General features: G+C 48.8%; 22 protein-coding genes. 14 read left to right on the top strand and 8 right to left on the bottom strand.

Going from position 1 to position 22440, the window contains the following annotated elements; all coding sequences use genetic code 11:
• Positions 1-38: 38 nt before the first annotated feature.
• The 3 genes from AB0763_RS00365 to AB0763_RS00355 all read left to right on the top strand — a co-directional run bounded on the left by AB0763_RS00365 (position 39) and on the right by AB0763_RS00355 (position 3167).
• Positions 39-938, top strand: coding sequence for a DMT family transporter (locus AB0763_RS00365; RefSeq protein ID WP_306101802.1), 900 nt, complete (start codon positions 39-41; stop codon positions 936-938).
• A gap of 545 nt (positions 939-1483) precedes the next feature.
• Entirely contained in the window at positions 1484-1735 is a 252-nt protein-coding gene (locus AB0763_RS00360; RefSeq protein WP_306101915.1) for a TIGR03643 family protein, read from the top strand.
• A 193-nt stretch (positions 1736-1928) separates the two neighbouring features.
• A complete protein-coding gene (locus tag AB0763_RS00355; RefSeq protein ID WP_306101801.1) occupies positions 1929-3167 on the top strand; it encodes an EAL and HDOD domain-containing protein in 1239 nt (412 codons plus the stop codon).
• Positions 3168-3229: 62 nt separating this feature from the next.
• Here AB0763_RS00355 and AB0763_RS00350 read toward each other — a convergent pair whose 3' ends face one another.
• Entirely contained in the window at positions 3230-5215 is a 1986-nt protein-coding gene (locus AB0763_RS00350) for a TonB-dependent siderophore receptor (protein ID WP_306101800.1), read from the bottom strand.
• A gap of 142 nt (positions 5216-5357) precedes the next feature.
• On the opposite strand from AB0763_RS00350, the gene AB0763_RS00345 reads away from it, so the two are divergent.
• Together AB0763_RS00345 and AB0763_RS00340 are read left to right on the top strand one after the other, a co-directional pair.
• Complete coding sequence (locus tag AB0763_RS00345; RefSeq protein WP_306101799.1) at positions 5358-6362, top strand: AraC family transcriptional regulator; 1005 nt, start codon at positions 5358-5360, stop codon at positions 6360-6362.
• A gap of 115 nt (positions 6363-6477) precedes the next feature.
• Positions 6478-7203 (top strand): gamma-glutamyl-gamma-aminobutyrate hydrolase family protein, encoded by a 726-nt coding sequence (locus tag AB0763_RS00340; RefSeq protein WP_306101798.1) that lies wholly within the window; start codon positions 6478-6480, stop codon positions 7201-7203.
• 104 nt (positions 7204-7307) lie between these two features.
• Here the strand turns inward: AB0763_RS00340 and AB0763_RS00335 are convergent, their stop codons facing one another.
• Complete coding sequence (locus AB0763_RS00335; protein WP_306101797.1) at positions 7308-7697, bottom strand: tautomerase family protein; 390 nt, start codon at positions 7695-7697, stop codon at positions 7308-7310.
• A 114-nt stretch (positions 7698-7811) separates the two neighbouring features.
• Between AB0763_RS00335 and AB0763_RS00330 the strand changes: the two genes are divergently transcribed.
• Positions 7812-8714 (top strand): LysR family transcriptional regulator, encoded by a 903-nt coding sequence (locus AB0763_RS00330; RefSeq protein WP_306101796.1) that lies wholly within the window; start codon positions 7812-7814, stop codon positions 8712-8714.
• A 126-nt stretch (positions 8715-8840) separates the two neighbouring features.
• Positions 8841-9503, top strand: coding sequence for a PEBP family protein (locus AB0763_RS00325; RefSeq protein ID WP_306101795.1), 663 nt, complete (start codon positions 8841-8843; stop codon positions 9501-9503).
• Here the strand turns inward: AB0763_RS00325 and AB0763_RS00320 are convergent.
• The 3 genes from AB0763_RS00320 to ftnA all read right to left on the bottom strand — a co-directional run bounded on the left by AB0763_RS00320 (position 9500) and on the right by ftnA (position 11729).
• The gene (locus AB0763_RS00320) at positions 9500-10687 is read right to left on the bottom strand and encodes an NAD(P)/FAD-dependent oxidoreductase (RefSeq protein ID WP_306101794.1); all 1188 of its coding nucleotides are present in this window, start codon (positions 10685-10687) and stop codon (positions 9500-9502) included. The two genes, AB0763_RS00325 and AB0763_RS00320, sit on opposite strands and share 4 nt — an antisense overlap.
• A gap of 96 nt (positions 10688-10783) precedes the next feature.
• Positions 10784-11107 (bottom strand): universal stress protein UspB, encoded by a 324-nt coding sequence (uspB, locus tag AB0763_RS00315; RefSeq protein WP_306101793.1) that lies wholly within the window; start codon positions 11105-11107, stop codon positions 10784-10786.
• A gap of 91 nt (positions 11108-11198) precedes the next feature.
• Positions 11199-11729 (bottom strand): non-heme ferritin, encoded by a 531-nt coding sequence (gene ftnA, locus AB0763_RS00310; RefSeq protein WP_306101792.1) that lies wholly within the window; start codon positions 11727-11729, stop codon positions 11199-11201.
• Between the two features lie 158 nt (positions 11730-11887).
• On the opposite strand from ftnA, the gene AB0763_RS00305 reads away from it, so the two are divergent.
• Positions 11888-12319 (top strand): universal stress protein, encoded by a 432-nt coding sequence (locus AB0763_RS00305; protein ID WP_306101791.1) that lies wholly within the window; start codon positions 11888-11890, stop codon positions 12317-12319.
• 70 nt (positions 12320-12389) lie between these two features.
• A complete protein-coding gene (locus tag AB0763_RS00300) occupies positions 12390-13262 on the top strand; it encodes a carboxylate/amino acid/amine transporter (RefSeq protein ID WP_306101790.1) in 873 nt (290 codons plus the stop codon).
• Between the two features lie 79 nt (positions 13263-13341).
• Here AB0763_RS00300 and AB0763_RS00295 read toward each other — a convergent pair whose 3' ends face one another.
• Both AB0763_RS00295 and AB0763_RS00290 read right to left on the bottom strand, forming a co-directional pair.
• Positions 13342-13857 carry a hypothetical protein gene (locus AB0763_RS00295; RefSeq protein WP_306101789.1) on the bottom strand — a complete coding sequence of 172 codons (516 nt, stop codon included), beginning with the start codon at positions 13855-13857 and terminating at the stop codon, positions 13342-13344.
• A gap of 125 nt (positions 13858-13982) precedes the next feature.
• Positions 13983-14759, bottom strand: a complete 777-nt coding sequence (locus tag AB0763_RS00290) for a class I SAM-dependent methyltransferase (protein WP_306101788.1) — start codon at positions 14757-14759, stop codon at positions 13983-13985.
• 321 nt (positions 14760-15080) lie between these two features.
• Here AB0763_RS00290 and asnC point away from each other — a divergent pair, with 321 nt between their 5' ends.
• Positions 15081-15545, top strand: a complete 465-nt coding sequence (asnC, locus tag AB0763_RS00285) for a transcriptional regulator AsnC (protein WP_306101787.1) — start codon at positions 15081-15083, stop codon at positions 15543-15545.
• Positions 15546-15657: 112 nt separating this feature from the next.
• Here the strand turns inward: asnC and prlC are convergent, their stop codons facing one another.
• Complete coding sequence (gene prlC / locus AB0763_RS00280) at positions 15658-17700, bottom strand: oligopeptidase A (protein ID WP_306101786.1); 2043 nt, start codon at positions 17698-17700, stop codon at positions 15658-15660.
• 239 nt (positions 17701-17939) lie between these two features.
• Here prlC and AB0763_RS00275 point away from each other — a divergent pair, with 239 nt between their 5' ends.
• From AB0763_RS00275 to AB0763_RS00260, 4 genes are all read left to right on the top strand, one after another.
• The gene (locus tag AB0763_RS00275; RefSeq protein ID WP_306101785.1) at positions 17940-18779 is read left to right on the top strand and encodes a 23S rRNA (adenine(2030)-N(6))-methyltransferase RlmJ; all 840 of its coding nucleotides are present in this window, start codon (positions 17940-17942) and stop codon (positions 18777-18779) included.
• Between the two features lie 121 nt (positions 18780-18900).
• Positions 18901-20256 carry a glutathione-disulfide reductase gene (gene gorA, locus AB0763_RS00270; RefSeq protein ID WP_306101784.1) on the top strand — a complete coding sequence of 452 codons (1356 nt, stop codon included), beginning with the start codon at positions 18901-18903 and terminating at the stop codon, positions 20254-20256.
• Between the two features lie 241 nt (positions 20257-20497).
• On the top strand, positions 20498-21877 hold the full coding sequence (locus AB0763_RS00265) for a DNA-3-methyladenine glycosylase 2 family protein (RefSeq protein ID WP_306101783.1): 1380 nt from the start codon (positions 20498-20500) through the stop codon (positions 21875-21877).
• The gene (locus AB0763_RS00260; RefSeq protein ID WP_306101782.1) at positions 21874-22365 is read left to right on the top strand and encodes a methylated-DNA--[protein]-cysteine S-methyltransferase; all 492 of its coding nucleotides are present in this window, start codon (positions 21874-21876) and stop codon (positions 22363-22365) included. The genes AB0763_RS00265 and AB0763_RS00260 overlap by 4 nt, the downstream gene beginning before the upstream one ends.
• Positions 22366-22440: the final 75 nt, after the last annotated feature.

Here is a 22440-nt window from a genome sequence, read left to right as displayed (position 1 = left end):
ACTCTGTTTTCATTCACCCCAGCTTAAGGACAAGCGCATTGAACCACCAACGTGCCATTTGGCTTGCATTAACCGCGGTATTGCTTTGGTCTACCGTGGCCACCGCCTTTAAACTCACTCTTGCCCAATTGACCCCAGTGCAAATGGTGTTTGCTGCCAGTGCGACCTCGGGTCTTTTTCTCTTGTTACTCGCCGCCCAACGAAGGCATTTACCCCTGCTGTGGCCAACCTTTCGACAAGCGCCGAAAACCTACTTGCTACTCGGCCTTTTAAACCCACTCGGTTATTATCTCATATTGTTTCAAGCCTACGATTTATTACCCGCCCAACAAGCGCAAGCGATTAATTACAGTTGGGCCATAACGCTAACAATCATGTCCGCCATCTTCCTGCATCATCCTTTTCGCAAACACGATGTGGTCGCCGCCGTTTTGTGTTACGCCGGTGTCGTGGTGATCGCCACGCAAGGCCAACTGCTCAGTTTGTCGGTAACCAGTCCCTTCGGCGTTGTCTTGGCCCTGATTTCCACCTTGTTATGGGCTGGGTATTGGATCATCAATCGCACTCAATCTGCCGAACCGATCATCACCCTACTGTTAGGCTTCTTAGTTGCTCTGCCGCTAAGCTTATTGCTGATGCTGCTCGAAGGCGCGTCTTGGCAAGCGGTCACCTGGCAAGGATACAGCTCCGCGATATACATAGGTTTATTTGAGATGGGAGCCACGTTTGTGTTGTGGTTATCGGCACTCAAACAAACGGACAATACCGCCAGACTGAGCAACCTTATCTTTTTATCGCCCTTCTTGTCGTTGATTATTCTCAATCAAGTGATCGATGAACCGGTTGCCATCAGTACCATTATCGGTCTTTGCTTGATCATCTTAGGCTTGGTCTTTCAGCAGTGGAGAAACCGTGTTATGGCAACCATGACATCTTAGGCGTAGGTAACAGAAAATAGCGAGAAATAAAAAAACGCAGCCTAAATCATGGGCTGCGAAAAGGGGAGGCGATGTATACCAATATCGCTGTAAGTCATCAGGGTATGACTTAATTCAAGTGTAGTTGAAAATGCCCAGATTGCAGAAAAAATCAGGAATAATTTCTCTGTTTTCGTACATATGAAGCGTAAAGTTTAATTATTCTAGGCCTTTAAAGCACATATTGAGTCAATTGTTTTTATACCAATCTGATTAAGTATGTGGTCAATGATAGCGCAGGGAAAAAGCTTGAGAACAAGGCAAGAAAATACAGTTAGTAGTTGTTCTACAAATTATTTTCTTAACGACGTTATCGAGTTTTTTAACCAGCTAGGGTGACCAGCTATTTAGTTAGATTGGTATTATTGTGAACCCAATCGGCTTTTCGCTCGTAATACCTTTCTAGATCGCAATCATTGCAAGACGAATTTTAAGACCGGCTAAATTGATTCGCGGTTTAATAACACCGGTACCATCAACGCACATCTGCTGAAGAGAGAGGAGTTATTCGCTTGAGCCCTGACGACCTATCGAGAATTATAGAAATGGCTTGGGAAGATCGCACCCCGTTTGAAGCGATTGATCAACAATTTTCTCTCACAGAATCGCAAGTGATTCAAGTAATGAGACGTGAACTCAAACCGGCCAGTTTTCGCTTATGGCGGGCTCGGGTATCAGGACGACGCACCAAACACCGCTCATTGCGCAGTGAGGCCGTCAACAGAGGCTACTGCCCCAGTCAATACAAACATCGATAAGCCATCCCAATGTGCCGCCATCCGTGTGGCCTACTTTTTGGTTTTTTGTTCAATGTCACTGCGCATTGGTGCAAAGTCTGATATTACTGTAACACAAGAATACACTCGTCCCTCACATGTCCTTTTTGCGCCCTACTTGGCCTGTGCGTTCTCTGAGGGAAGCATCAAATGTTAGCTTTGCTATGAGGGAAACGTGTCATTAATCAAATTGGATAACACCAATCAAGCCGCGTTTAGTTACGCCGCACGGCAACCTATCGTCAACAAATCTCACCAGCTGGTCGCTTTTGAGCTTTTATACCGCAACGGTGAAGACAATGTCTTTCCCAATGTCGCCCCCGATGTAGCCACTCAAAACCTCTATGTGGAGCAACTGTTACTCGGGCAAGGGCGCATTTTGGATAGCCATCTCGGTTTCGTCAATTTTGACATAGAAACGCTCAAAAAACGCATGCCTCTCGATTTTCCGCCCAATCAATACGTGATTGAGATTGTCGAAACTTGCCACCCCAACGCTGAACTGCTCGATATTGTCCGTGAGCTTAAGGCCTCAGGGCTCAAAATTGCCCTCGATGACTTTATTCCTGACCCGCTGTGGCAAGAGTTTTATCAACTGGTCGATTACATCAAACTCGATATCCGAGCCCTAAGCCTGGCTCAATGCCAAGAAGTGATTAGTGCGCTCTCTCACTACAATATCGTTTTTTTAGCGGAGAAAGTCGAAAACCACGACGAGTTTGAACAATGCCTGCGGATGGGGTTTGAACTGTTTCAAGGTTACTATTTTCAAAAGCCGGAAATGATTAAGCATCGCAAGGTTATCCACAGTGTTAACAGCAGCTTACGCTTATGCCAAGCCGTTGCTCAGTGCGATCTCGACATTGATTTGATCGAATCTATCATCAGCTCAGATGCGACTTTGTCGTTCAAATTGCTTAACTTTGTCAATTCCAGTGCCGCAGTCAGCAGTAAGATTCGCTCATTTCGCCAAGCGATCATTTACTTAGGCGCCGAACGTTTGCGCAAGTTTTCCTCTTACACTGCCATCGCATCGCTTGGCGAACACAAGCCGCCGGTCTTACTCAAGTATTCATTATATCGCGCCAAGCTGTTTCAGTGTTTGCTATCAAAAGACAGTGACGAAGCGCAAATGGGGTATCTGTGTGGTTTATTATCACTGATGGATGCCATTCTCGACAACGAGATGAGCACTATCCTCAAACCGCTGCAGATTGATGAGGAGGTGTCACGAGCCCTGATCGAAAAGCGTGGACGTTTGGGGTTGTTGCTCCGTCTTATCGAAGCCAGAGAGCATAACTTTTGGTCACAGGCCGCCCAGCTGGCCCACCACCTCAACCTCACTGAACAGCAAATTATCGAATGCGATATCGAAGCGTCGCTTTGGCTCGATGAGCTTTTTTCTCATCCCTGAGCGGTAATCCCTGGTCCTCCTGAATAAAAAAACCTGCCGCAGCAGGTTTTTATTAAGCCAGATTAAAACTGGTAAGAGGCGGACAACTTGACGTTGCGACCAGGATCGTAATCGTCCAGGGTATAACCACGTGCATTGCCATTGCGCGAAGCGTGTGAGGTGTACAGCTCATCAAACACGTTGTCGATGCCGAAGGTGACTTGCAAGCCATCGACTTGCATCGGCGTCCACTGCGCGTACAAATTGTGTACGTTATAGGCTTTTTTCGGATCATTCCCCTCTAGCACATTGTCTTCTTCGAACACAAAGCTAGAGCTCCAACCGATCAAGGTATCGTAATCGTCTAATTGGTAATCCACGCTCAAGGAAATGCTGTCTCCCACATCGGCGCTCACGCCCCACAAGTTGGTCAAAGGATCGCCCGTAGTGACGTTATTGGATTCTGAGTGCGCATACGAGAGGGTTGAGAACCAGGCGCCATAGCCATAAGACGCACTGGCTTCAAAGCCTTTGATTTCGACATCGCCGCCATTGTAAAGCAGCACGCTGCCATCCGACTCATAGGAGTCGTAAATGTAATCGTCGATATCGGTTTTAAACACGGTGACATTGGCACTGACTCGGTGTTGGTCGAAGCTTTGTCGATACTTCACTCCAATTTCACTGTTTTGGCCGGTTTCCGCTTTGATGTCTTCGTCGAGATAAGCCACATCTTGATAAGCAACAAACGTTTCGAGTAATTCAGGGCCTTTAAACAAACTACGCGTATTGGCAAAAACAGTGACCGCATCGGTTACTGCCCAATCCGCGCCCAGTGCCCAGGTCACGTCATCGAAGGTGGTTTCGCTGGTTTCAGCGTCGCGTTGAAACGTCTCGTAACGCAAGCCCGCTGTAATAGAAAAAGCCTCGGTCAGGTGCAGCTGATCTTCAATAAAGACCGCATTGGACAAGGTGCTTTCATCCATAAATTTCGTGCTACCGTAATAAGAATCGGTATTTTGCGAAATCACATCAAAGCCATACGTGAAGCGGTTGCCATACCCAGCCACTGGCAGCAACAAATTCATGGTCGCATTCGCGCCTAAGTTTTGGTTGCTGGCGCTATTTTTGCTTTGACGGCTCGAAGGCCAGCTGGTCATGACGCTTTCATCACGGGTAATTTCCGTTTTGGTGCTATAAAGCGTCACTTTGCCGTTCAACAGATCGCCGCGCAATTCGTAAGACCCGGTCAATGTATCGCGATCGTAATCGGTTGGAATTAATGAGTCGCCACTTAACCCCGTATTGGCAGAGCCAGCCATGTCTGGGCGCGGCGCATAATCACCACTGTCGCGATACATATCGTAGCTGAGCTCTAAACGGTGCGCCGCAGACGGCTCGTAGCCCAGTTTAATCAGCACATTGCCAACATCGCCTGCCGAACCGTAGGTTTCATCGCCATCGCCATCTTTAAAGTTATCGCGGCTGACCAAATGACCGTACACCATGCCATCGAATTGCTCGCCAAGCAGGCCGTAAACGGTAAATGACCCTTGCTGGCTGTCATTGGTCGCATAACCACCGTACACGCGAGCGCCATAGGTTTCATCGTAACGCAGTAAGTCTTTCGCGTCTTTGGTTTCGAAATACACCGAGCCGCCCAATCCAGATTGAGTGACGGAGTTGTTCCCCACCAATACATTGGCAGACTTTAAGATATCTGGGTTTAATGTCAGGTTGCCAATGTGGTGGAACATATTGGCGTGTTGTGAGGCGCCATCAAGGCGAATATCCAAGTCGGTTTCGTTGAGGCTGCGAATATTAATTCGTTGGTTGAGCGAATGCGTCCCCCCCACATCGACACCAGGCAGATCGCGCAATAAATCCGACATATGGTCGGCTTGTTTGAGTGAAAAATCTTGATCGCCTAAGTACTCTGAGTTGCTTGAGACTTGAGTGCCCCATACCACTTGATTTTCTACTTGTTCCGCCAGCGCGCCAGAGCTTGCTAACGCTGTCGCGATAGCCAGAGTGAGTCGATGGATGCCGAGGGGTCTCGCCGTTGTCATAGTTCTTCCCTAATCATTAATATAAATTCGTGATGATTATGCTAATAATAAACATTCTCATTTATATTAAGAGCGTTTAGTATGAAGGGAAAGTCACTTTGCTTGTGCAAAAAAAGCAAATTATTATGCAAAAGGACCATAAATGAGCCAACAGGGAACGTCTTCCGCCGCCAATACTCGCGCCGCGATTCAAGCCTTAGAAACCAACCAAGGTCACAGTGTGAGCCAACCTGCGGGTCACCGTGAACGACTCTATTATCAGTGGGATCTCGGCTGTGACCTCCACGGTGGAACGTTTCTCGAGCCTTACAGCGTTGTGGCACACAACACGGTTGAGCCTTCGGTGCTGATTAGCTTTGTTCTCCACGGTGAGTTGGAAGTGAGCTACGATGGCATTCCTTTTCACTTAAAGAGCGAGCCTAGTGCTCAAGGGTTAATGGTCAATTTAACCAAGCCAGCCAGTTTTCAAAGGGTATTGAAAAAACACCGTCATACCTGCAAGCTGAACATCATGCTGCCAAGGGCTTGGTTACTCAACCGCTACTGCCCCTCGGTGAGCAACAATGCGTTTTTTGAACGCCACCTTAGTGCCATCACCTTTGAGGTCAATCAAGATCTGGAACACGCTATAAACCGCTTGTTAGCACAACCCTCACCAGTGCACTTCACCGACAAACTTGATTTGGAATGCTCAATTTATCAACTGCTCAGAGCCGTCTTTTCCCAAGTCGATATCGAGCAAGCACAAAACGCCGCCCCTTGTCATGCGCACAGGCCCCAGCAAAACGACCAAGAACCTCACCCAATAACCCGTCCGTTTCACGTGACGCTTTCTCGCTTACTCAGCCACATTGAGCAACACCTCGATGGCCCTTTTACGGTTGAGCAGCTCGCCAATGTCGCGGCCATGAGCCGGTCTAACTTACAGCGCCAATTCAAAGCTGCCATGGGTTACAGCTTACTGAGTTACATCAAACATCGTAGACTCGAGCTCGCGCATCAGCAGTTGAGCCAGGGATTGGTCAGCGTCACGCAAGCCGCTTACAACGCCGGGTATCGACATCCGAGTAATTTTACTCATGCGTTCCACAAGGCCTTCGGCTACCCGCCTAAATCCTGTTTATCACCTAAGGACTCATCAGATTAATCCACCACCACCTCGCTCACCACTAGCTTGCAGCATAAGGAATATGATACATATCAATCAAAGCAAGGTTATCGCGATAAGCACTCTGTGAATGCGCACATCAAGGAAGATAAATATGAAAATAGGCATCATTATTACCGGCTGGGTCGAGCCTGAATTAGCTCGCGATTTTGGCGAGTACGCCGACATGATTGAATCAACACTCGCCCCGGCGGGCCAGTTTGAATTTGAATGCTATCAAGCCATTAACCAACAATTGCCGCCCACTCTGCACACTTGCCAAGGCTACATTATCACTGGCAGTGTCCAAGATGCCTTCGGCGATCAAGCTTGGATTCATGCCTTAATGGCGTGGATTGTCGACTGTGAACAAGCTAAGGTCCCGTTAGTCGGCTTGTGTTTCGGCCATCAAATCATTTGCCGAGCATTGGGCGGGCACGTCGAGCGCAGTCAACACGGCTGGGGATTGGGTGTCAGTCAAAACCGTTATCTGGCCAGCGCCCAAGCCACGGCTTCAAACGCCTTGCCAGCACAGGGAGTTAACGACAATAACACCCTCAATATACTCAGTTGTCATCAAGATCAAGTCACTGAAATTCCCCAAGGGTTTGAGGTACTTGCCGCCAGTGATTTCTGCCCGTATTATTTTTTGCGCAAAGATCAGCACGTATTGACGATTCAAGGGCACCCTGAATTTTCACTCGATTTTATGGCGCAGGTTCTCGAACTCAAAAAGCCGCATTTAAATAAAGCGGTCTATCGCAACGCCAAACACAGTCTCACCCAGCGTGTCGATTCTGCGGAGTTCATGACGATCATTCGTCAGTTTTTGCAGCGCTAATCTCGTCGTTTATCGACCCGTTACGGAGATCAGTACACCACAAAAAAACGCCAAACCTCGAAAAAAGGCTTGGCGTTTTTATATTCATTATCTGTGCCGCTCAGTTATAATTTACCCGTGTGATACTGAGCCTCGCCAAAGCCAAAGCTCCAGTCATTACGCGTGTTGGAAAAGAAGCCAATCATCAGGTCATTGCCTTCAATGCCACACTCGGCTTCGAGACGCTCGGCTAACACGCGCATAAACTCAAATTTTTGCTCTTCGGGACGCGGACTGGTGAATACGCGCAACATAATAAATTTTTCTGAGCGCGAAAAACCCAGCCCGGTATCTTCAAAAATCATGTTGCGAGCTTTGTTTTCGGTCACGATTTGATAGCGATCGCGCTCGGGGACTTTAAAAACATCCAGTACCACTTGATGGGCAACATCTAAAATCGCTTTAATGTCTGATTCACTGCGTCCTTCGATCAGGTCAAATTGTAATAATGGCATAAGCACTCCTTGGCGTTAATTTGATTTCATTGTGCCGAAAAAAATCGCCGCGAAAAATCCTTTTTCCTAAACACATTGTTTACTATATTAAACAATCGACACCAAGGAGGGATTATGTCGTCATCTTTATTGACCCATCTATACTGGCTGGTTGTCCTCGATGAACAACAAAGCTTTACCAAGGCCGCTGAGCGCTTAAACATCAGCAAGGCCTCTATGAGCCTCAAGATAAAACAACTCGAACAAGATGCAGGTATGGCATTGGTTCAGCGCAGCACTCGCAAAGTACGCTTAACTCAAGCCGGTAAAGAGTTGGTCGAAAACCTCAAAAAACCCTATCAACAAATCGAACAAAGCTTTACCGCTGCCAAAGACGCTCACGGCCCGATTCGCGGCTTAGTCAAAGTCACAGCTCCCGTCGCCTTTTCGCGTCAACACTTAGTACCCAAAATGAGCGCGTTTCTCAAGATATACCCACAAGTGCGCATTCAACTTGAGATCGCCGATAGCTTGGTTTCATTGACCAATCAAGGTTACGATCTGGCCATTCGTCACAGTAATCACGTACCAGAAACTCATGTCGCCATTGAGCTGTGCCGCACCAGAACGCTACTGGTCGCTTCCCCACAGTATCTCACCACACACCAGCAGCCTCAGCACCCAAGCGATCTGGCCGAACATCAATGTATTTATTACCCCAGAGGCGACCAAGCTCCCCATTGGCGTTTTCGCCATCAGGGCAACGGTGAAAACGCCGATTGTGCTGACATTAATGGCCCTTTTACCGCCAATAATAGCGAGGCAATTCGCGATGCCGCGATTCAAGGATTAGGCGTGGCGCTGTTACCCGATTTTAGTGTCCAACAGGCGCTGGAAGAAGGTCAATTGGTCGAAGTATTGCCGCACTGGCAAATTCTCGATCAGTTTGCCGAGCAAATTTATATTGTTCGTCCATACTTAGCACAGGTACCTAAAGCGGTCAGTGCCTTTAGTCATTGGTTAAAGGCGCAATTTTAGCCAAGCTAAACGGGCGACGAGCCCAACACGCCAAGGCCAAACGGATTATTCTGGAACTATGACGGCCACCCCAAAAGGCTGGGCTGTCGATGAGCATATACAACACAAAAACGACAGGGGGTCGTCATGAAGCAAGGATTTTCGTTATTGGCATGGGCGGGCATCACTGCGCTATTGAGCAGCCCTGCAATGGCCAAACCAAGCAGCTATCACATTGATCTCTGGGCCGATAACTGGCTGAAGGCTTATATTAATGGCGAAGAATTAGTCGAAGATTCCACGCCCATTACTACAGAGCGTTCGTTTAATCGCGAACACGCCCAGTTTTCAGTCGAAGGCGATTTTGTGATCGCTTTTGAGCTTAAAGACTTTAAACAAGATGACACCGGGCTCGAATACATAGGCTCATGGCATCAGCAGATGGGCGATGGCGGATTTATTGCTCAGATCATGGAACAAAAGCGCGGTCAAGTAGTGGCGGTGAGCGATCGTCACATGCGTTGCTTGGTCATCCACCGCGCCCCGCTTGATGAGCGCTGCGCCAATGAATCGTCGCCCAGTGCAGGTAAAGGGCCGTGTCAGTTTGAGACCATCGCCAAGCCCCATGGTTGGACCCAGCCTCATTTTGACGACCAACACTGGCCGGCCGCCGTCGAGTACAGCAAAGAGCAAGTCAGACCTAAAGGCGGCTATGACGAGGTCAAGTGGTCTCCTGCTGCCAAACTCATCTGGTCCTCGAGCTTAACGCAAGACAACACCTTATTGTGCCGCTTAAACGTGACCCCTTAAACAAACTGGCCGGCGGCGAAACCACTGCTCCAACAAAATTGGAAGTTATACCCACCGAGCCAGCCAGTGACATCAACGACTTCGCCAATAAAATACAACCCCGGTGCCTTTTTGGCTTCAAACGTCTTTGAGCTCAACTCGTCGGTATCCACCCCGCCTAGGGTCACTTCTGCGGTGCGGTAACCTTCGGTGCCATTGGGTTTGATCTGCCAATGGTGAACATACTGATGCAAGGCATCGATTTGACTGTGGGTCAATTGGTTCACATTGGCATCGGGGATCGCTTGTGTCTCGTGCAACATATCAACAAAACGCTTGGGTAACACCGTCGCCAAGCTATTTTTCAACGACTTTTGGCCTTGAGTTTCACGCCAGCTGAGCAATTGCGACTTGAGATCCAGATCGGGAAGCAAATTGATGGTGACCGCTTGGCCCGATCGCCAAAAAGAGCTGATCTGCAAAATCGCCGGTCCAGACAGACCGCGATGGGTAAACAAGATATTTTCGCGAAAAGCTGTGCCGTCTTCAGCACTGACCAAACAATCGATGCTGATCCCCGACAACCCCTCGAACCTGTCTTTGTCGTGTTGATGCAGGGTAAATGGCACTAAAGCCGCACACGTGGGTAACACCGCTAAACCAAACTGCTGCGCAATTTTATAACCGATCGGCGAAGCCCCCAGCTTAGGCATGGTCAAACCGCCGCTCGCAACAACGACAGAGCGGCATACATAACGACCGCTTTCGCTGTCAACAAGGTAGCCGTCAGCAATTTTCTCTATGCCTTGAACCGCAGAGCGAAGTTGAATCGTCACACCTGCCCATTCGCATTCGGTCAGCAAAATATCCACTAAGTCCTGGGCGCTGTTATCACAAAACAATTGACCGAGTGTCTTGTGGTGATAAGCCAAACCGTGGCGATCGACTAAATCAATAAAATCGCGCTGGGTATAACGACTCAGACAAGACTTCACAAAATGGGGATTGTGACTGAGGTAGTTATTCGCTGCCGCATTTTCATTGGTAAAGTTGCAACGACCTCCACCGCTAATCAAAATTTTTCGGCCGGCCTTTTTGCCCATATCGAGCACCAACACTCGCTTGCCGCGATAGCCCGCTTGGGCTGCACACATCAATCCCGCGGCGCCTGCACCGATCACGACAACATCAAATTGCTCAGTCATACTTTTCCCAATAAAAAGGGATGTGCAACGCACATCCCGAATCTTGTCGAATTAGGGGCCAATTCTAACCACAGTCACCTCAAACGCCAAGCGACTTCAAAGCAAAATTGCCGCTAACAAGGTCACCCCCATCAACATGCTCGATAATATGAACAGCTCCCTCACCCTTTCGCATTTGGTGGTAAAGCGCTCGTCATGATGATGGTGGTACTCTTTGCTTTTGATGTAATAAAACAATCTAACTTGCTTGGAGACATTGCCCGATGGGGTGAAAAAGCCATTGCCATCCACTTGCTGATAGAGCAAGGGATGAACTTCTCGCATAATATAGAGCAGTGAACGCAAGGTGGTGAAATACCTCAACATGTTCACACCTGTGATGCCCATAAGAGTCAATAACACTAAATCTGAATTAATCATCTTATCCTCCCGCACCTCCAGTTATGCTCATGACGAAAACCGCTCACGCGACTGCTCGCTTCGCCCCGCAATGTCTGTGCCCAAAGGACATTTACACTGCGCTAGGAGCATCCATAATGGAAGATGAACCACTTTTTGCCAATTCTGCTAGATCTTTATCAATAAAGAACAAGGCTTTGCCGTCTTCACCGACCAATTCCAGCTTGTCGATAATACCTTTAAAGAGTTTTTCTTCTTCGTGTTGCTCAGCAACGTACCACTGTAAAAAGTTAAACGTTGAGTAATCTTGATTCGTAAACGCAAAGTGCGCGAGTTCGTTAATTTTCTTCGTCACAAGCTGTTCGTGTTCTAACGTGAGTCGAAACACGTCGCCAAGGCAAGAAAACTCGTGCTGAGGCGCTTCAATCGCACCGAGAATAGGCATAGCGCCCGTTTCGCTCACGTAGGTGAACAATCGCTGCATGTGCTCCATTTCTTCTTGTGCGTGACCGCGTAAAAACTCAGCCGCTCCTTCGAAACCTTTGTCTTCACACCAAGCACTCATTTGTAAGTATAGATTGGATGAAAAGAATTCGAGATTTATTTGCTGATTTAATTGCTCAACCATCGTTTCTGTAAGCATAGTTTCTCCTAAAAGATTCAAAGTTTGCTGTCGGTCACTCTATGACTAATCTTAGCCTATTTATATTACAGATAAACCCTAAGATGGGATCAAAACGGCAAAACAAAGGCAAAATAAATGCTAAAGATAGAGATCTTGGATACAGAGGAGAAGCCATTATGTGCTACCGACATATACTTGTTGCCGTTGACTTGTCCGACGACAGCCAAATTTTAATTGATAAAGCCGTTAAACTCGCACGCAGTATTGAAGCGAATATTTCCTTTATTCACATCGATGTCAATTACGCCGAACTCTACACCGGACTCGTCGATATCAACCTCGCCGAAGCCCAAAGCCAAGCGGTCGACATCTCTCGCCAAAAAATGAATCAGCTCGTCGACTACGCCGAGTATCCGATTGCCAATACTTGGGTGGGCAGTGGCGATCTGATCAGCGAACTGTGCGACACCATTACCACCCACAACATCGACCTCCTTATCTGCGGCCATCACCAAGATTTTTGGAGTAAGTTCTTATCGTCGACCCGCCAACTCCTTAACTGCTCACCGATTGAAACGCTTGTGATCCCATTAAAGAACACCGACTAAAGACAAGGTTTGGCGTTACTACACGGGTCGGATACACTGCTTATCCCCTTAACATTCATGGAATATAGGAATGGCATACCTAGTAGCAGTGACCCTTTTATGGGCTTTTTCATTTAGTTTAATTGGGGTCTACCTGGCCGGGCAGGTGGACTCGTGGTTTTCCGTGTTAATGCGGATTGGTTTGGCGAGCTTGGTCTTCTTACCATTTTTAAAAGTGAGAGGGCTAAAGCCCCAGTTGATCGCTAAATTAATGTTGGTTGGCGCGTTTCAACTTGGCTTAATGTACTGTTTTTACTACCCTTCTTTTACTATGCTGAGCGTTCCAGAAGTTTTGATGTTTACGGTATTAACACCGATTTACGTCACCTTAATTTACGACTTACTACAAAAGCGCTTTTCACTTTGGTATTTGGTGTCTGCCGCCATCGCGGTATCCGGCGCTCTGGTGATCAAATACGCCTCCGTCAACAGCGATTTCTTAACCGGCTTTTTGGTCGTACAAGGTGCGAACATTTGTTTTGCGATTGGCCAAGTTGGCTTTAAGCACATCATGGAGCAAGAGCAAACACAAATCCCTCACCATCAGGTCTTTGGCTACTTTTACCTCGGTGCGCTAATTGTTGCCACTGTGGCCTTCTTGCTGCTCGGCGACAGCAGCCGCTTGCCGACCACCAGTACCCAATGGGGCATTTTAGTTTACCTGGGTATTTTTGCTTCTGGCTTGGGGTATTTTGCTTGGAACAAAGGCGCTTGTTTGGTCAATGCCGGCGCGTTGGCCGTGATGAACAACGCCCTTGTACCGGCCGGATTAATCGTTAACTTACTGATCTGGAATCGCGAAGCCGACCTCTTGCGCCTTGCGATTGGAGGGGCAATTATCGTCTTCTCTTTGTGGTTTAATCAAACCTGGGTCAAAAAACGCGTCGCGCTGACGGCACACTAAACCCCATAAAAGAATCCCTCAGTACCCACACCGTATTGAGGGATTCACACTGGATAACCTGAGATTGTCTTAATGGGTATCAATGCAATGACGTTCGCGACTCTGGGGGCAGCAACCAGAGCTTTTGTTCTTCGGGAAGGTGAGCTATTTGCTCCAGTAGTTTTTGTTTTCGACGTTGCAGTTTATATTGCGCTTTGACCAGTTTACTGACCTTCTTCAACTGTTTTTTCTGTAATTTCAACTGCTTCTTAGCTTTTTTCATTTCCTTCTTGCCCAAGTGAGGCAAAGGCGCGCTTTGATGGACCGCCACAGGCATGTCCGTTTTCGCGTCACTTTTCTCACTCAATCTTGCAGGGTAAGCCAACTGCTCGGCTACTTGAGCAGACTCTGATAAAGCCAAAAACACCGATGGGTCTTGCGGCTCTTGACTGTGAGCAACGTGATTGAGCGCTTTGGGTTTACACAAGTTTTTGGCATCCGACGACACACGTGCACACCCTCGGCACATGTATTGCGGTGCACTGACCAAGGCTTCCACTTGCGAAGCACGAGCTTGAATATCACGGCGATTCATTTTACAAAAACGTTGACTCACGGCAAACCCAATTACGAATAAGAATGATTATTATATAGATATACCTATCCTTATCCTCGCTTGCAAGTGATTTGTGCCTTTGCTGTGAGTCGGTCTTCGCTATTTTGTGTGCTTAACGCCGCTGATTAACTCATCGCGGCTTTGACATAGACATCAAAGCGATTTTTCTTGGTTTCGATTTGCATGCTCGGCACTTGTGCAGCAAGAAATGGCGCATAGTCTGGGCGTTTAACCACTAAGCGTTTGACCGCCAATTGAAAAGCAGGTGACCACAAACCGTCTGCGTCATCATCACTGCCAACTAAGGTTTGAAAGACGCGCATTTCCTTTTTTACCAATGCCGATTTCTTTTTTTCTGGATGCGGGTACATAGGATCGAGATACACCACATCCGGGGGAGTAAAGTCGGCATTATTGGCAAAGTCCAATAACGCCTGATGGCTCGAGCCGTGTAACAATTGCACTCGCTCTTGCATCCAAGCACCTATTTCTGGGTCGCGATAGGCGCGTTGCAAACCATCATCAAGTAAAGCGGCAACGACAGGGTGTCGCTCGACCATTTGCACCTGACAGCCCAAAGACGCAAAAACAAAGGCATCGCGCCCAAGCCCGGCGGTTGCATCTAGCACCTTGGGCGTCACCCCTTTATTGAGACCAACGGCCTTGGCGATCGCTTGGCCTTTACCGCCACCAAACTTGCGGCGGTGGGCAACGGCGCCATGAACAAAATCGACAAAGACGGCGCCGAGCTTCGGCTCATCGAGTTTTCGAAGTTCGAGATGTTCGGCGGTAAAGACCAACGCAAATTCACTGCTCGAATCATGAGTCAGCTGCCAGCGGTTGGCCAAGTGCCTCAGTTTCGCTTCTTGTTCTGGGTTGTCACAAATTAATTGAATACGCACAAAGACTCCACACTGTCGCTGCTCTCAGTTAATGGGCAAAGTGTACTGGCAAAAATTGCAAAAGTCATACCAAAAGCGGTGCCTCTAACAGGTGTCCGAGTCAAAAACCCCCCTACCCCATAAAAAGCGCCACAGACATCGTCGACGCTGTGGCCAGTGCTCACACCACGACATCTGACTTGACCATCGCGACTGGTCGCCTAAATATCGAGACAATATCCATTGTTTGGGGCGCTTTTTGGTTTTAAACTTGGGCTTACTTTCACCATCGCGAGTTTCATTGAGACTCAACGGTAGCCACTCACTGAGAAGATACGCGCCATGCCTAATACTGATGTTCGATTAGATGATCTCGATCGCGCCATCTTGACCATTTTGATTGATGACGCCCGCACGCCTTATGCTGAAATGGCCAAAAAGTTTAATGTGAGCCCCGCGACCATTCACGTCCGCATTGAAAAGATGAAAGGGGCGGGGATCATCGAAAAAACCAAAGTGATCATTAACACCAAAAAACTCGGTTACGACGTGTGTTGCTTCATTGGCATCAATTTAAACGCGGCGCGCGATTATCACTCCGCACTAGAGAAACTCAACGCGCTTGATGAAGTCGTTGAAGCGTATTACACCACTGGGGCGTACAATATTTTTGTCAAACTCATGTGCCGTTCTATTGAAGAGCTGCAATATGTGTTGATTGATAAGTTACAAGCCATTGACGAAGTGCAATCGACCGAGACGCTGATTTCTCTGCAAAACCCCATAAACCGCACGGTCAACCCCTAACGTTCGGCTTGATTGGCTCGTCCGTTGATTCTGCGTGTCACACTGGCACTGCTTTACCAGCAAGCATAAAAAAAGCAGCCCTAAGCTGCTTTTTTCCATTCCATCGAGTCAATTACGCAGCAATACCGCTGTGACGCAACAGAGCATCGATTTGTGGCTCACGGCCGCGGAAGCGTTTAAACAACACCATAGGATCTTCACTGCCGCCTTTTTCGAGAATATTTTCTAAAAAGCTTTGCCCTGCTTCTTGATTGAAAATCCCCTGCTCTTCAAACAGCGAGTAAGCGTCTGAAGAAAGCACTTCGGCCCACAAGTAGCTGTAGTAGCCCGCGCTGTAACCGCCGGCGAAGATGTGACTAAAGCCGTGAGAGAAACGACTCCACTCGAGCGCAGGGAAGAGCGCCACTTTTTCTTTGACTTGAGCCAGGGTTTCCAATACTTGAGCCCCCACATCCGGGTCGTAATTGGTGTGCAAGGTAAAGTCAAACAAGCCAAATTCTAATTGGCGTAAAATAAACATCGCCGATTGGAAGTTTTTCGCTGCCAACATTTTATCCAACATGGCTTTTGGCAAAGGCTCACCGGTTTCATAATGACCAGAGATGAATGCCAAGGCTTCTTCTTCCCAACACCAGTTTTCTAAAAATTGGCTCGGCAATTCCACCGCATCCCACGGTACACCACTGATACCGGCAACGGCACCGCTATTTACTTGGGTCAGCATATGGTGAATGCCATGGCCCGTTTCGTGGAACAGCGTCACCACTTCATCATGGGTAAACAGCGCCGGTTTATCGCCAACTGGTTTGTTAAAGTTACACGTCAAGTACGCCACCGGGGTTTGCAACTCGCCACTTTGTGTGAGGCGGCGACCGCGACAATCATCCATCCAAGCACCACCGCGCTTGTGTTCACGGGCGTACAAATCAAGATAAAAGCTACCGCGCAACTCACCTTTGCTGTCAAAGATATCGAAAAAACGCACCGATTCATGCCATGTGTCGACGCCCGTTCGCTCTTTCACTTCCATACCAAACACGCGTTTTAGGACTTCAAACAAGCCATTGACCACGGTTTTTTCTGGGAAATAAGGACGCAGAGCTTCATCCGAAATATCAAAAAGGTGCTGCTTTTGTTTTTCGCTGTAGTAACCCACATCCCAAGGGTTGAGGTCATCAACACCAAAGTGTTCTTTGGCAAACGCTTTGAGCTCGGCAACTTCTTTTTCGCCTTGCGGTTTGGCTTTTTTGGCCAAGTCGTTCAAAAAGCCCAGTACTTGATCTGGCGTCTCCGCCATTTTGGTCGCCAACGATTTTTCACTGTAGCTGTTAAAACCAAGCATACGAGCAATTTCGTGACGCAATTTCAACTGCTCGTTAATGATTTCCGTATTGTCCCATTTGCCAGCATTAGGACCGCGATCCGAAGCTCGGGTTACATAGGCTTCGTACACTTCTTTACGCAGGGCTTGATTGTCGCAATAGGTCATCACCGGCAGGTAAGAGGGAATGTCCAGCGTAATGAGGTAACCGTCGAGCTCTTTGGCTTGAGCCGCTGCAGCCGCGGAATCCAAGGCCGATTCTGGCATCCCTGCAAGCTCAGCCACATCGGTAATGTGCTTGCTCCAGCCCATGGTTGCATCGAGGACGTTGTTAGAGAACTGCGAACCCAGCTCCGACATGCGTTTGCTGATCTGACCGTAGCGGGTTTGCTCTTCTTTGCCAAGGCCGATACCAGACAGTTCAAAATCGCGCAGCGCATTGGTGATGGTTTTTTGCTGTTCTTGAGACAGCTGAGCAAAGCTTTCATCGGCTTTAATCGCTTTATAAGCTCGATAAAGACCTTTGTGCTGACCCACCCAAGTACCGTATTCAGATAAGAGTGGCAGGCAACTTTCGTAAGCTTCGCGCAAGGCTTCACTGTTAACCACCGAGTTCATGTGGCTGACGGGAGACCAAATGCGGCTCAGACGATCATCCACCTCATCAATGGGTTCAACAATCGATGACCAGCTTGGCGCGGTCGTTTCCGCCAGAACGCGCTCAATCGTCGCGCGGCAATCGGCAATCGCCTGCTCAACCGCGGGCTTAACGTGCTCAGGTTGAATTTGAGAAAACGGCGGTAAATCAGTAAACGAGAGTAGAGGATTCGACATGTTGAATTCCTTTATTGGCTGAGAAGTAATCCGCTTGCGTGAGCCTAAAAGCTTGGCAACCAGCACAACACATTTAATGGGTATACTTATTTAATAAGGGTAAAGCCTCTCATTTTCAATAGCCACGAGCAAAAGTGAGACAAAAACCTGGCTTATATCCGCCAGTTTTGCCAGCTGAATCCCACTCGTTTTCGTTATATAATGGCTCAACTTCGCCTGCAACTACAGAGAGAACGCGCTTGTTAAGTTACCGTCACAGCTTTCACGCTGGCAACCACGCCGATGTGATTAAACACATAGTTCAAAGCCTTATCCTTGATGCGCTTAAACAAAAAGACAAGCCCTTTGTCTATCACGACACCCACTCTGGCGTCGGTCGTTACGATCTCACTCATGAATGGTCCGAGAAAACCGGTGAGTACAAACAAGGCATTGCTCGCTTATGGCAACACAGCGCTGAGCTTGAGCACACAGAAAGCTACCTAGGCGCTGTCGCGAGTCTCAATCAGGGCGATGAATTGCGTTTTTACCCCGGCTCTCCCAAAGTGGCCCACGCACTACTCCGGCCACAAGACCGCATGGTACTCACAGAGCTTCACCCAAGTGATTACCCATTACTGTGTCAGGAATTTGCTGGCCAACACCAGGTCGCCATTTTTAAAGAAGACGGGTTTCAACGCCTTAAGGCCAGTTTACCGCCCAAAGAGCGACGCGGCTTAGTGTTGATTGACCCACCGTATGAGCTGGCCAAAGAATACCGCGATGTGGTGCAGGCCATTGCTCAAGCCCATAAGCGCTGGGCGACTGGCGTATACGCCATTTGGTACCCGGTGGTCAATCGCCACGACATTGATGACATGCTCGACGGGTTAGAAAACCTGGGCATTCGCAAAATATTGCAAATCGAGCTGGGCGTTTCTCCAGACACCAGCGAGCGAGGCATGACCGCATCGGGTATGATTGTCATCAACCCGCCGTGGAAACTCGAAAGCCAGATGCAAAACCTGCTTCCGGCGTTGCAGAACATCATCGCCCCCGCGACGGGTCATCACACTGTGCGCTGGGTGGTACCGGAGTAAATCCGCCCACAAAGCAAACCAAACCGGTATGAGTGACTTGAATTTTTAACCCTGAGTCACAATACTGGTTGTAATCAGCGCCTATTGCGTTGACCTATTTTAAACAATCATGGAGTACCTAATGGCAACACATTTTGATTATCTCTGTATCGGTGGCGGCAGTGGCGGCATTGCCTCGGCCAATCGCGCAGCCATGTACGGAGCCAAAGTCGGCCTCATCGAAGCAAAAGACCTCGGTGGTACATGCGTTAACGTCGGCTGTGTGCCGAAGAAAGTCATGTGGCATGGCGCTCAAGTTGCTGAAGCCATTAATTTGTATTCCGAAGACTACGGTTTTGATGTCGACCTTAAAGGTTTTAACTGGAGTAAAATGGTTGAAAACCGTCAAGCCTACATCGGTCGTATTCACCAGTCTTACGATCGCGTCTTGGGCAACAACAAGGTTGAAGTCATCAAAGGTTTTGCCAAGTTTGTTGACGCGAAAACCGTCGACGTCAATGGCGAGCTTTACACCGCTGATCACATTTTGATTGCCGTTGGCGGTCGCCCAACCATTCCTCAGATCCCAGGTGCTGAGTACGGTATTGATTCAAATGGCTTTTTTGAGCTCAATGAACGCCCAGACCGCGTTGCCGTGATTGGCGCGGGTTACATCGCAGTAGAAATTGCTGGCGTATTACACGCTTTAGGCAGCGAAACTCATTTGTTTGTGCGCAAAGAGTCACCATTGCGCAGCTTTGATCCTATGGTGGTTGAAACACTGACCGAAGTGATGGCAGCCGAAGGGCCAAGCTTACACACCCATTCGGTGCCAAAAGAAGTGACCAAAGAAGCCGATGGTTCGCTGACGCTGCATCTAGAAAATGGCCAAACGCACAATGTCGACACCTTAATTTGGGCCATTGGTCGTCACCCCACTACCGATGCGATTAACTTGGCGGCGACCGGGGTTGAAACCAATGACAAAGGCTACATTAAAGTGGATGAATACCAAGCGACGAATGTCCCTGGTATTTATTGTGTCGGCGATATTATGGAAGGCGGTATTGAGCTGACGCCTGTTGCCGTTAAGGCGGGTCGTCAGTTATCTGAGCGCTTGTTCAATAATAAAGTTAACGCCAAGATGGATTACGATCTGGTTCCGACGGTGGTATTCAGTCACCCGCCAATTGGCACCATTGGTTTAACCGAACCCGAAGCCAAAGCGCAATATGGCGATGAGCAAGTGAAGGTCTACACCTCGAGCTTTGCCGCCATGTACACCGCAGTGACCAAGCACCGTCAACCTTGTCGTATGAAGCTGGTCTGTGTTGGCGAGGAAGAAAAAGTGGTTGGCCTACACGGTATTGGGTTTACCGTTGATGAGATGATTCAAGGGTTTGCCGTTGCCATGAAGATGGGCGCCACCAAGGCAGACTTTGACGCCGTGGTCGCCATTCACCCCACCGGCTCTGAAGAGTTTGTGACCATGCGTTAATCGCTATCACAGAGTAACGCGCTGACAGTTGCGCTTTACCCGACCCAAACGGCCGTGGCTGAGTCCTGATTGATCAGGATGTAATCCACGGCCGTTTTTTATGGCAGCAGCACTTGATGACCTCACTTGGCTCATGACATCACTCGGCCAAAAAACCCAAATACTCTCATCACATTCACTACCGAAAATGGCACAACTGGCGCCAAAATACCGCTATAGTAGCGAATGTCCACTAGAGTGAATGCCATCAGAGATTGCCGCCATGCTGCCAAACCTTAACCAAGCACAATGCCAACAAGCTCGCCTTGCTAGAGATCCCCGTTTCGATGGGCAGTTTTTTGTCGCAGTCAAAACCACCGGTATTTTTTGTCGGCCGATTTGCCCAGCCAACCTGCCCAAAGAAGACAATGTCGAATACTTTCAAGACAAAACCCAAGCCCTCAATGCCGGCTACCGGCCCTGCTTGCGTTGTCGGCCAGACTCGGCCCCAAGCTCATGGGCATGGAAAGGCACCGAAACCACCTTCCAACGCGCACTAGCCTGGCTCGATCAACACGGTTTACAAGACATGAAAGTCGGCCAACTGGCGGACAAGCTCGGCATCAGCGAACGCTACTTACGCCAGCTGTTTCAACAATACCTCGGCTTATCGCCAAAACAATACGACAGCTACCAACGCCTTTTGTTTGCCAAGACCCTATTGCACAACAGCCAATTCTCAATTCAAGACATCGCTTACGCGGCCGGGTTTAACAGCACACGACGCTTTTTTGATGCGTTTCAAAAACAATTAAAACTCACCCCAGGGCAAATTCGCCGCCAGCCGGTAGCCAACCCAGAACTCACCTTACAATTGCCGTTCCAAGGCCAGATCAATTGGCCACACCTGCTCGAATTTTATCGAACCCGGCAAATAGAAGGGATCGAAAGGGTCGATGAACACAGCTACCAGCGATACTTTACCTTTCTAGGCCATTTCGGTTGGCTGCGCGTGTGCTATAACGGCGGGCAAGCCCTGACAGTAACGCTGCGCTTTGAGTCGCTGCAACACATGAAACCCCTGATTAAACACATCCGTCGCCTCTTTGATCTCGACGCCAATACCGACGTCATTGAAGCGCACCTAAGCGAGCAAGACCGTGATATGGTCCACCTGAAGGGGCTGAGAATTCCTGGGGTCTGGGACACTTGGGAAGCGGGAGTGCGCGCGATTTTAGGCCAACAAGTGTCGGTGAAAGCCGCTATTGGCCAGCTCAACCTATTGGTCAACACCTTATGCGACCCCAGTCACGATGAAAAACAATTTCCCCGTCCACAACAAGTCGCCAGCGCCGATCTTTCGTTTCTCAAAATGCCGCAAAGTCGCAAAGAAACCTTAGCGCGGTTTGCCAAGTACCTGTGCGACAACCCAGACAGCGCCCCAGAACAGTGGTTAGCGCTCAAAGGCATTGGACCTTGGACGGTGAACTACGCCAAGTTGCGCGGGCTCTCGGCGACAGACTGCTTTTTACACACCGATTTGATCATCAAAAAACGCCTAGTGAACAAACCGCATCTCACCCCAGAAAGCCTTTCACCTTGGGGCAGTTACGCCACTTTTCATTTATGGAGCCACCCATGACACACTTTTACTATCACCAATTTGACAGCCCCCTAGGCAGGGTAACGATGCAAACCAGTCAGCAAGGCCTAACGGGTATCTGGTTTACCACTCACACCACGCAACCCGATGAGCTGGGCACCTGGGCTCAAGAGCACCCACTTTTACAAGAGGCACAGAGGCAACTGACCGAGTACTTTACAGGCCAGCGCCACCAATTCGACTTGCCGTTTGATTTGCATGGCACCGACTTTCAGCTCGCCGTGTGGCAAGGGTTGCAACGCATTCCTTACGGTCAATCGTGGAGCTACCAACAACTGGCCACGGCCATTGGTCGCCCAAAAGCAGTGCGCGCCGTCGGGGCTGCCAATGGTAAAAACCCCTTATCCATTGTGATCCCTTGCCATCGAGTCATCGGCACCACAGGCAAACTCACAGGGTACGCCGGCGGGTTAACTCGAAAAAAAGCCCTACTTGAATTAGAAGGTATTGCCTTTATCGAATCATAAAAATTAAGCCATGGATACCCCCCTCACCTTAAAGAAAAAAGGGGGAACAGTGACGCACAGTATTGCTCCGTCCCC

Source organism: Vibrio sp. HB236076 (assembly GCF_040957575.1).
GTDB lineage: Bacteria > Pseudomonadota > Gammaproteobacteria > Enterobacterales > Vibrionaceae > Vibrio.
Note: the sequence above shows the minus strand (reverse complement) of the source record. Positions and strands in the feature narration are given on the sequence as shown.

Excerpts from the sequence above, each read along its gene's own strand:
- AB0763_RS00350 (WP_306101800.1), bottom strand. The coding sequence starts at position 5,215 with ATGACAACGGCGAGACCCCTCGGCATCCATCGACTCACTCTGGCTATC.
- AB0763_RS00345 (WP_306101799.1), top strand. The coding sequence starts at position 5,358 with ATGAGCCAACAGGGAACGTCTTCCGCCGCCAATACTCGCGCCGCGATT.
- AB0763_RS00340 (WP_306101798.1), top strand. The coding sequence starts at position 6,478 with ATGAAAATAGGCATCATTATTACCGGCTGGGTCGAGCCTGAATTAGCT.
- AB0763_RS00335 (WP_306101797.1), bottom strand. The coding sequence starts at position 7,697 with ATGCCATTATTACAATTTGACCTGATCGAAGGACGCAGTGAATCAGAC.
- AB0763_RS00330 (WP_306101796.1), top strand. The coding sequence starts at position 7,812 with ATGTCGTCATCTTTATTGACCCATCTATACTGGCTGGTTGTCCTCGAT.
- AB0763_RS00325 (WP_306101795.1), top strand. The coding sequence starts at position 8,841 with ATGAAGCAAGGATTTTCGTTATTGGCATGGGCGGGCATCACTGCGCTA.
- AB0763_RS00320 (WP_306101794.1), bottom strand. The coding sequence starts at position 10,687 with ATGACTGAGCAATTTGATGTTGTCGTGATCGGTGCAGGCGCCGCGGGA.
- uspB (WP_306101793.1), bottom strand. The coding sequence starts at position 11,107 with ATGATTAATTCAGATTTAGTGTTATTGACTCTTATGGGCATCACAGGT.
- ftnA (WP_306101792.1), bottom strand. The coding sequence starts at position 11,729 with ATGCTTACAGAAACGATGGTTGAGCAATTAAATCAGCAAATAAATCTC.
- AB0763_RS00305 (WP_306101791.1), top strand. The coding sequence starts at position 11,888 with ATGTGCTACCGACATATACTTGTTGCCGTTGACTTGTCCGACGACAGC.
- AB0763_RS00300 (WP_306101790.1), top strand. The coding sequence starts at position 12,390 with ATGGCATACCTAGTAGCAGTGACCCTTTTATGGGCTTTTTCATTTAGT.
- asnC (WP_306101787.1), top strand. The coding sequence starts at position 15,081 with ATGCCTAATACTGATGTTCGATTAGATGATCTCGATCGCGCCATCTTG.
- prlC (WP_306101786.1), bottom strand. The coding sequence starts at position 17,700 with ATGTCGAATCCTCTACTCTCGTTTACTGATTTACCGCCGTTTTCTCAA.
- gorA (WP_306101784.1), top strand. The coding sequence starts at position 18,901 with ATGGCAACACATTTTGATTATCTCTGTATCGGTGGCGGCAGTGGCGGC.
- AB0763_RS00265 (WP_306101783.1), top strand. The coding sequence starts at position 20,498 with ATGCCATCAGAGATTGCCGCCATGCTGCCAAACCTTAACCAAGCACAA.
- AB0763_RS00260 (WP_306101782.1), top strand. The coding sequence starts at position 21,874 with ATGACACACTTTTACTATCACCAATTTGACAGCCCCCTAGGCAGGGTA.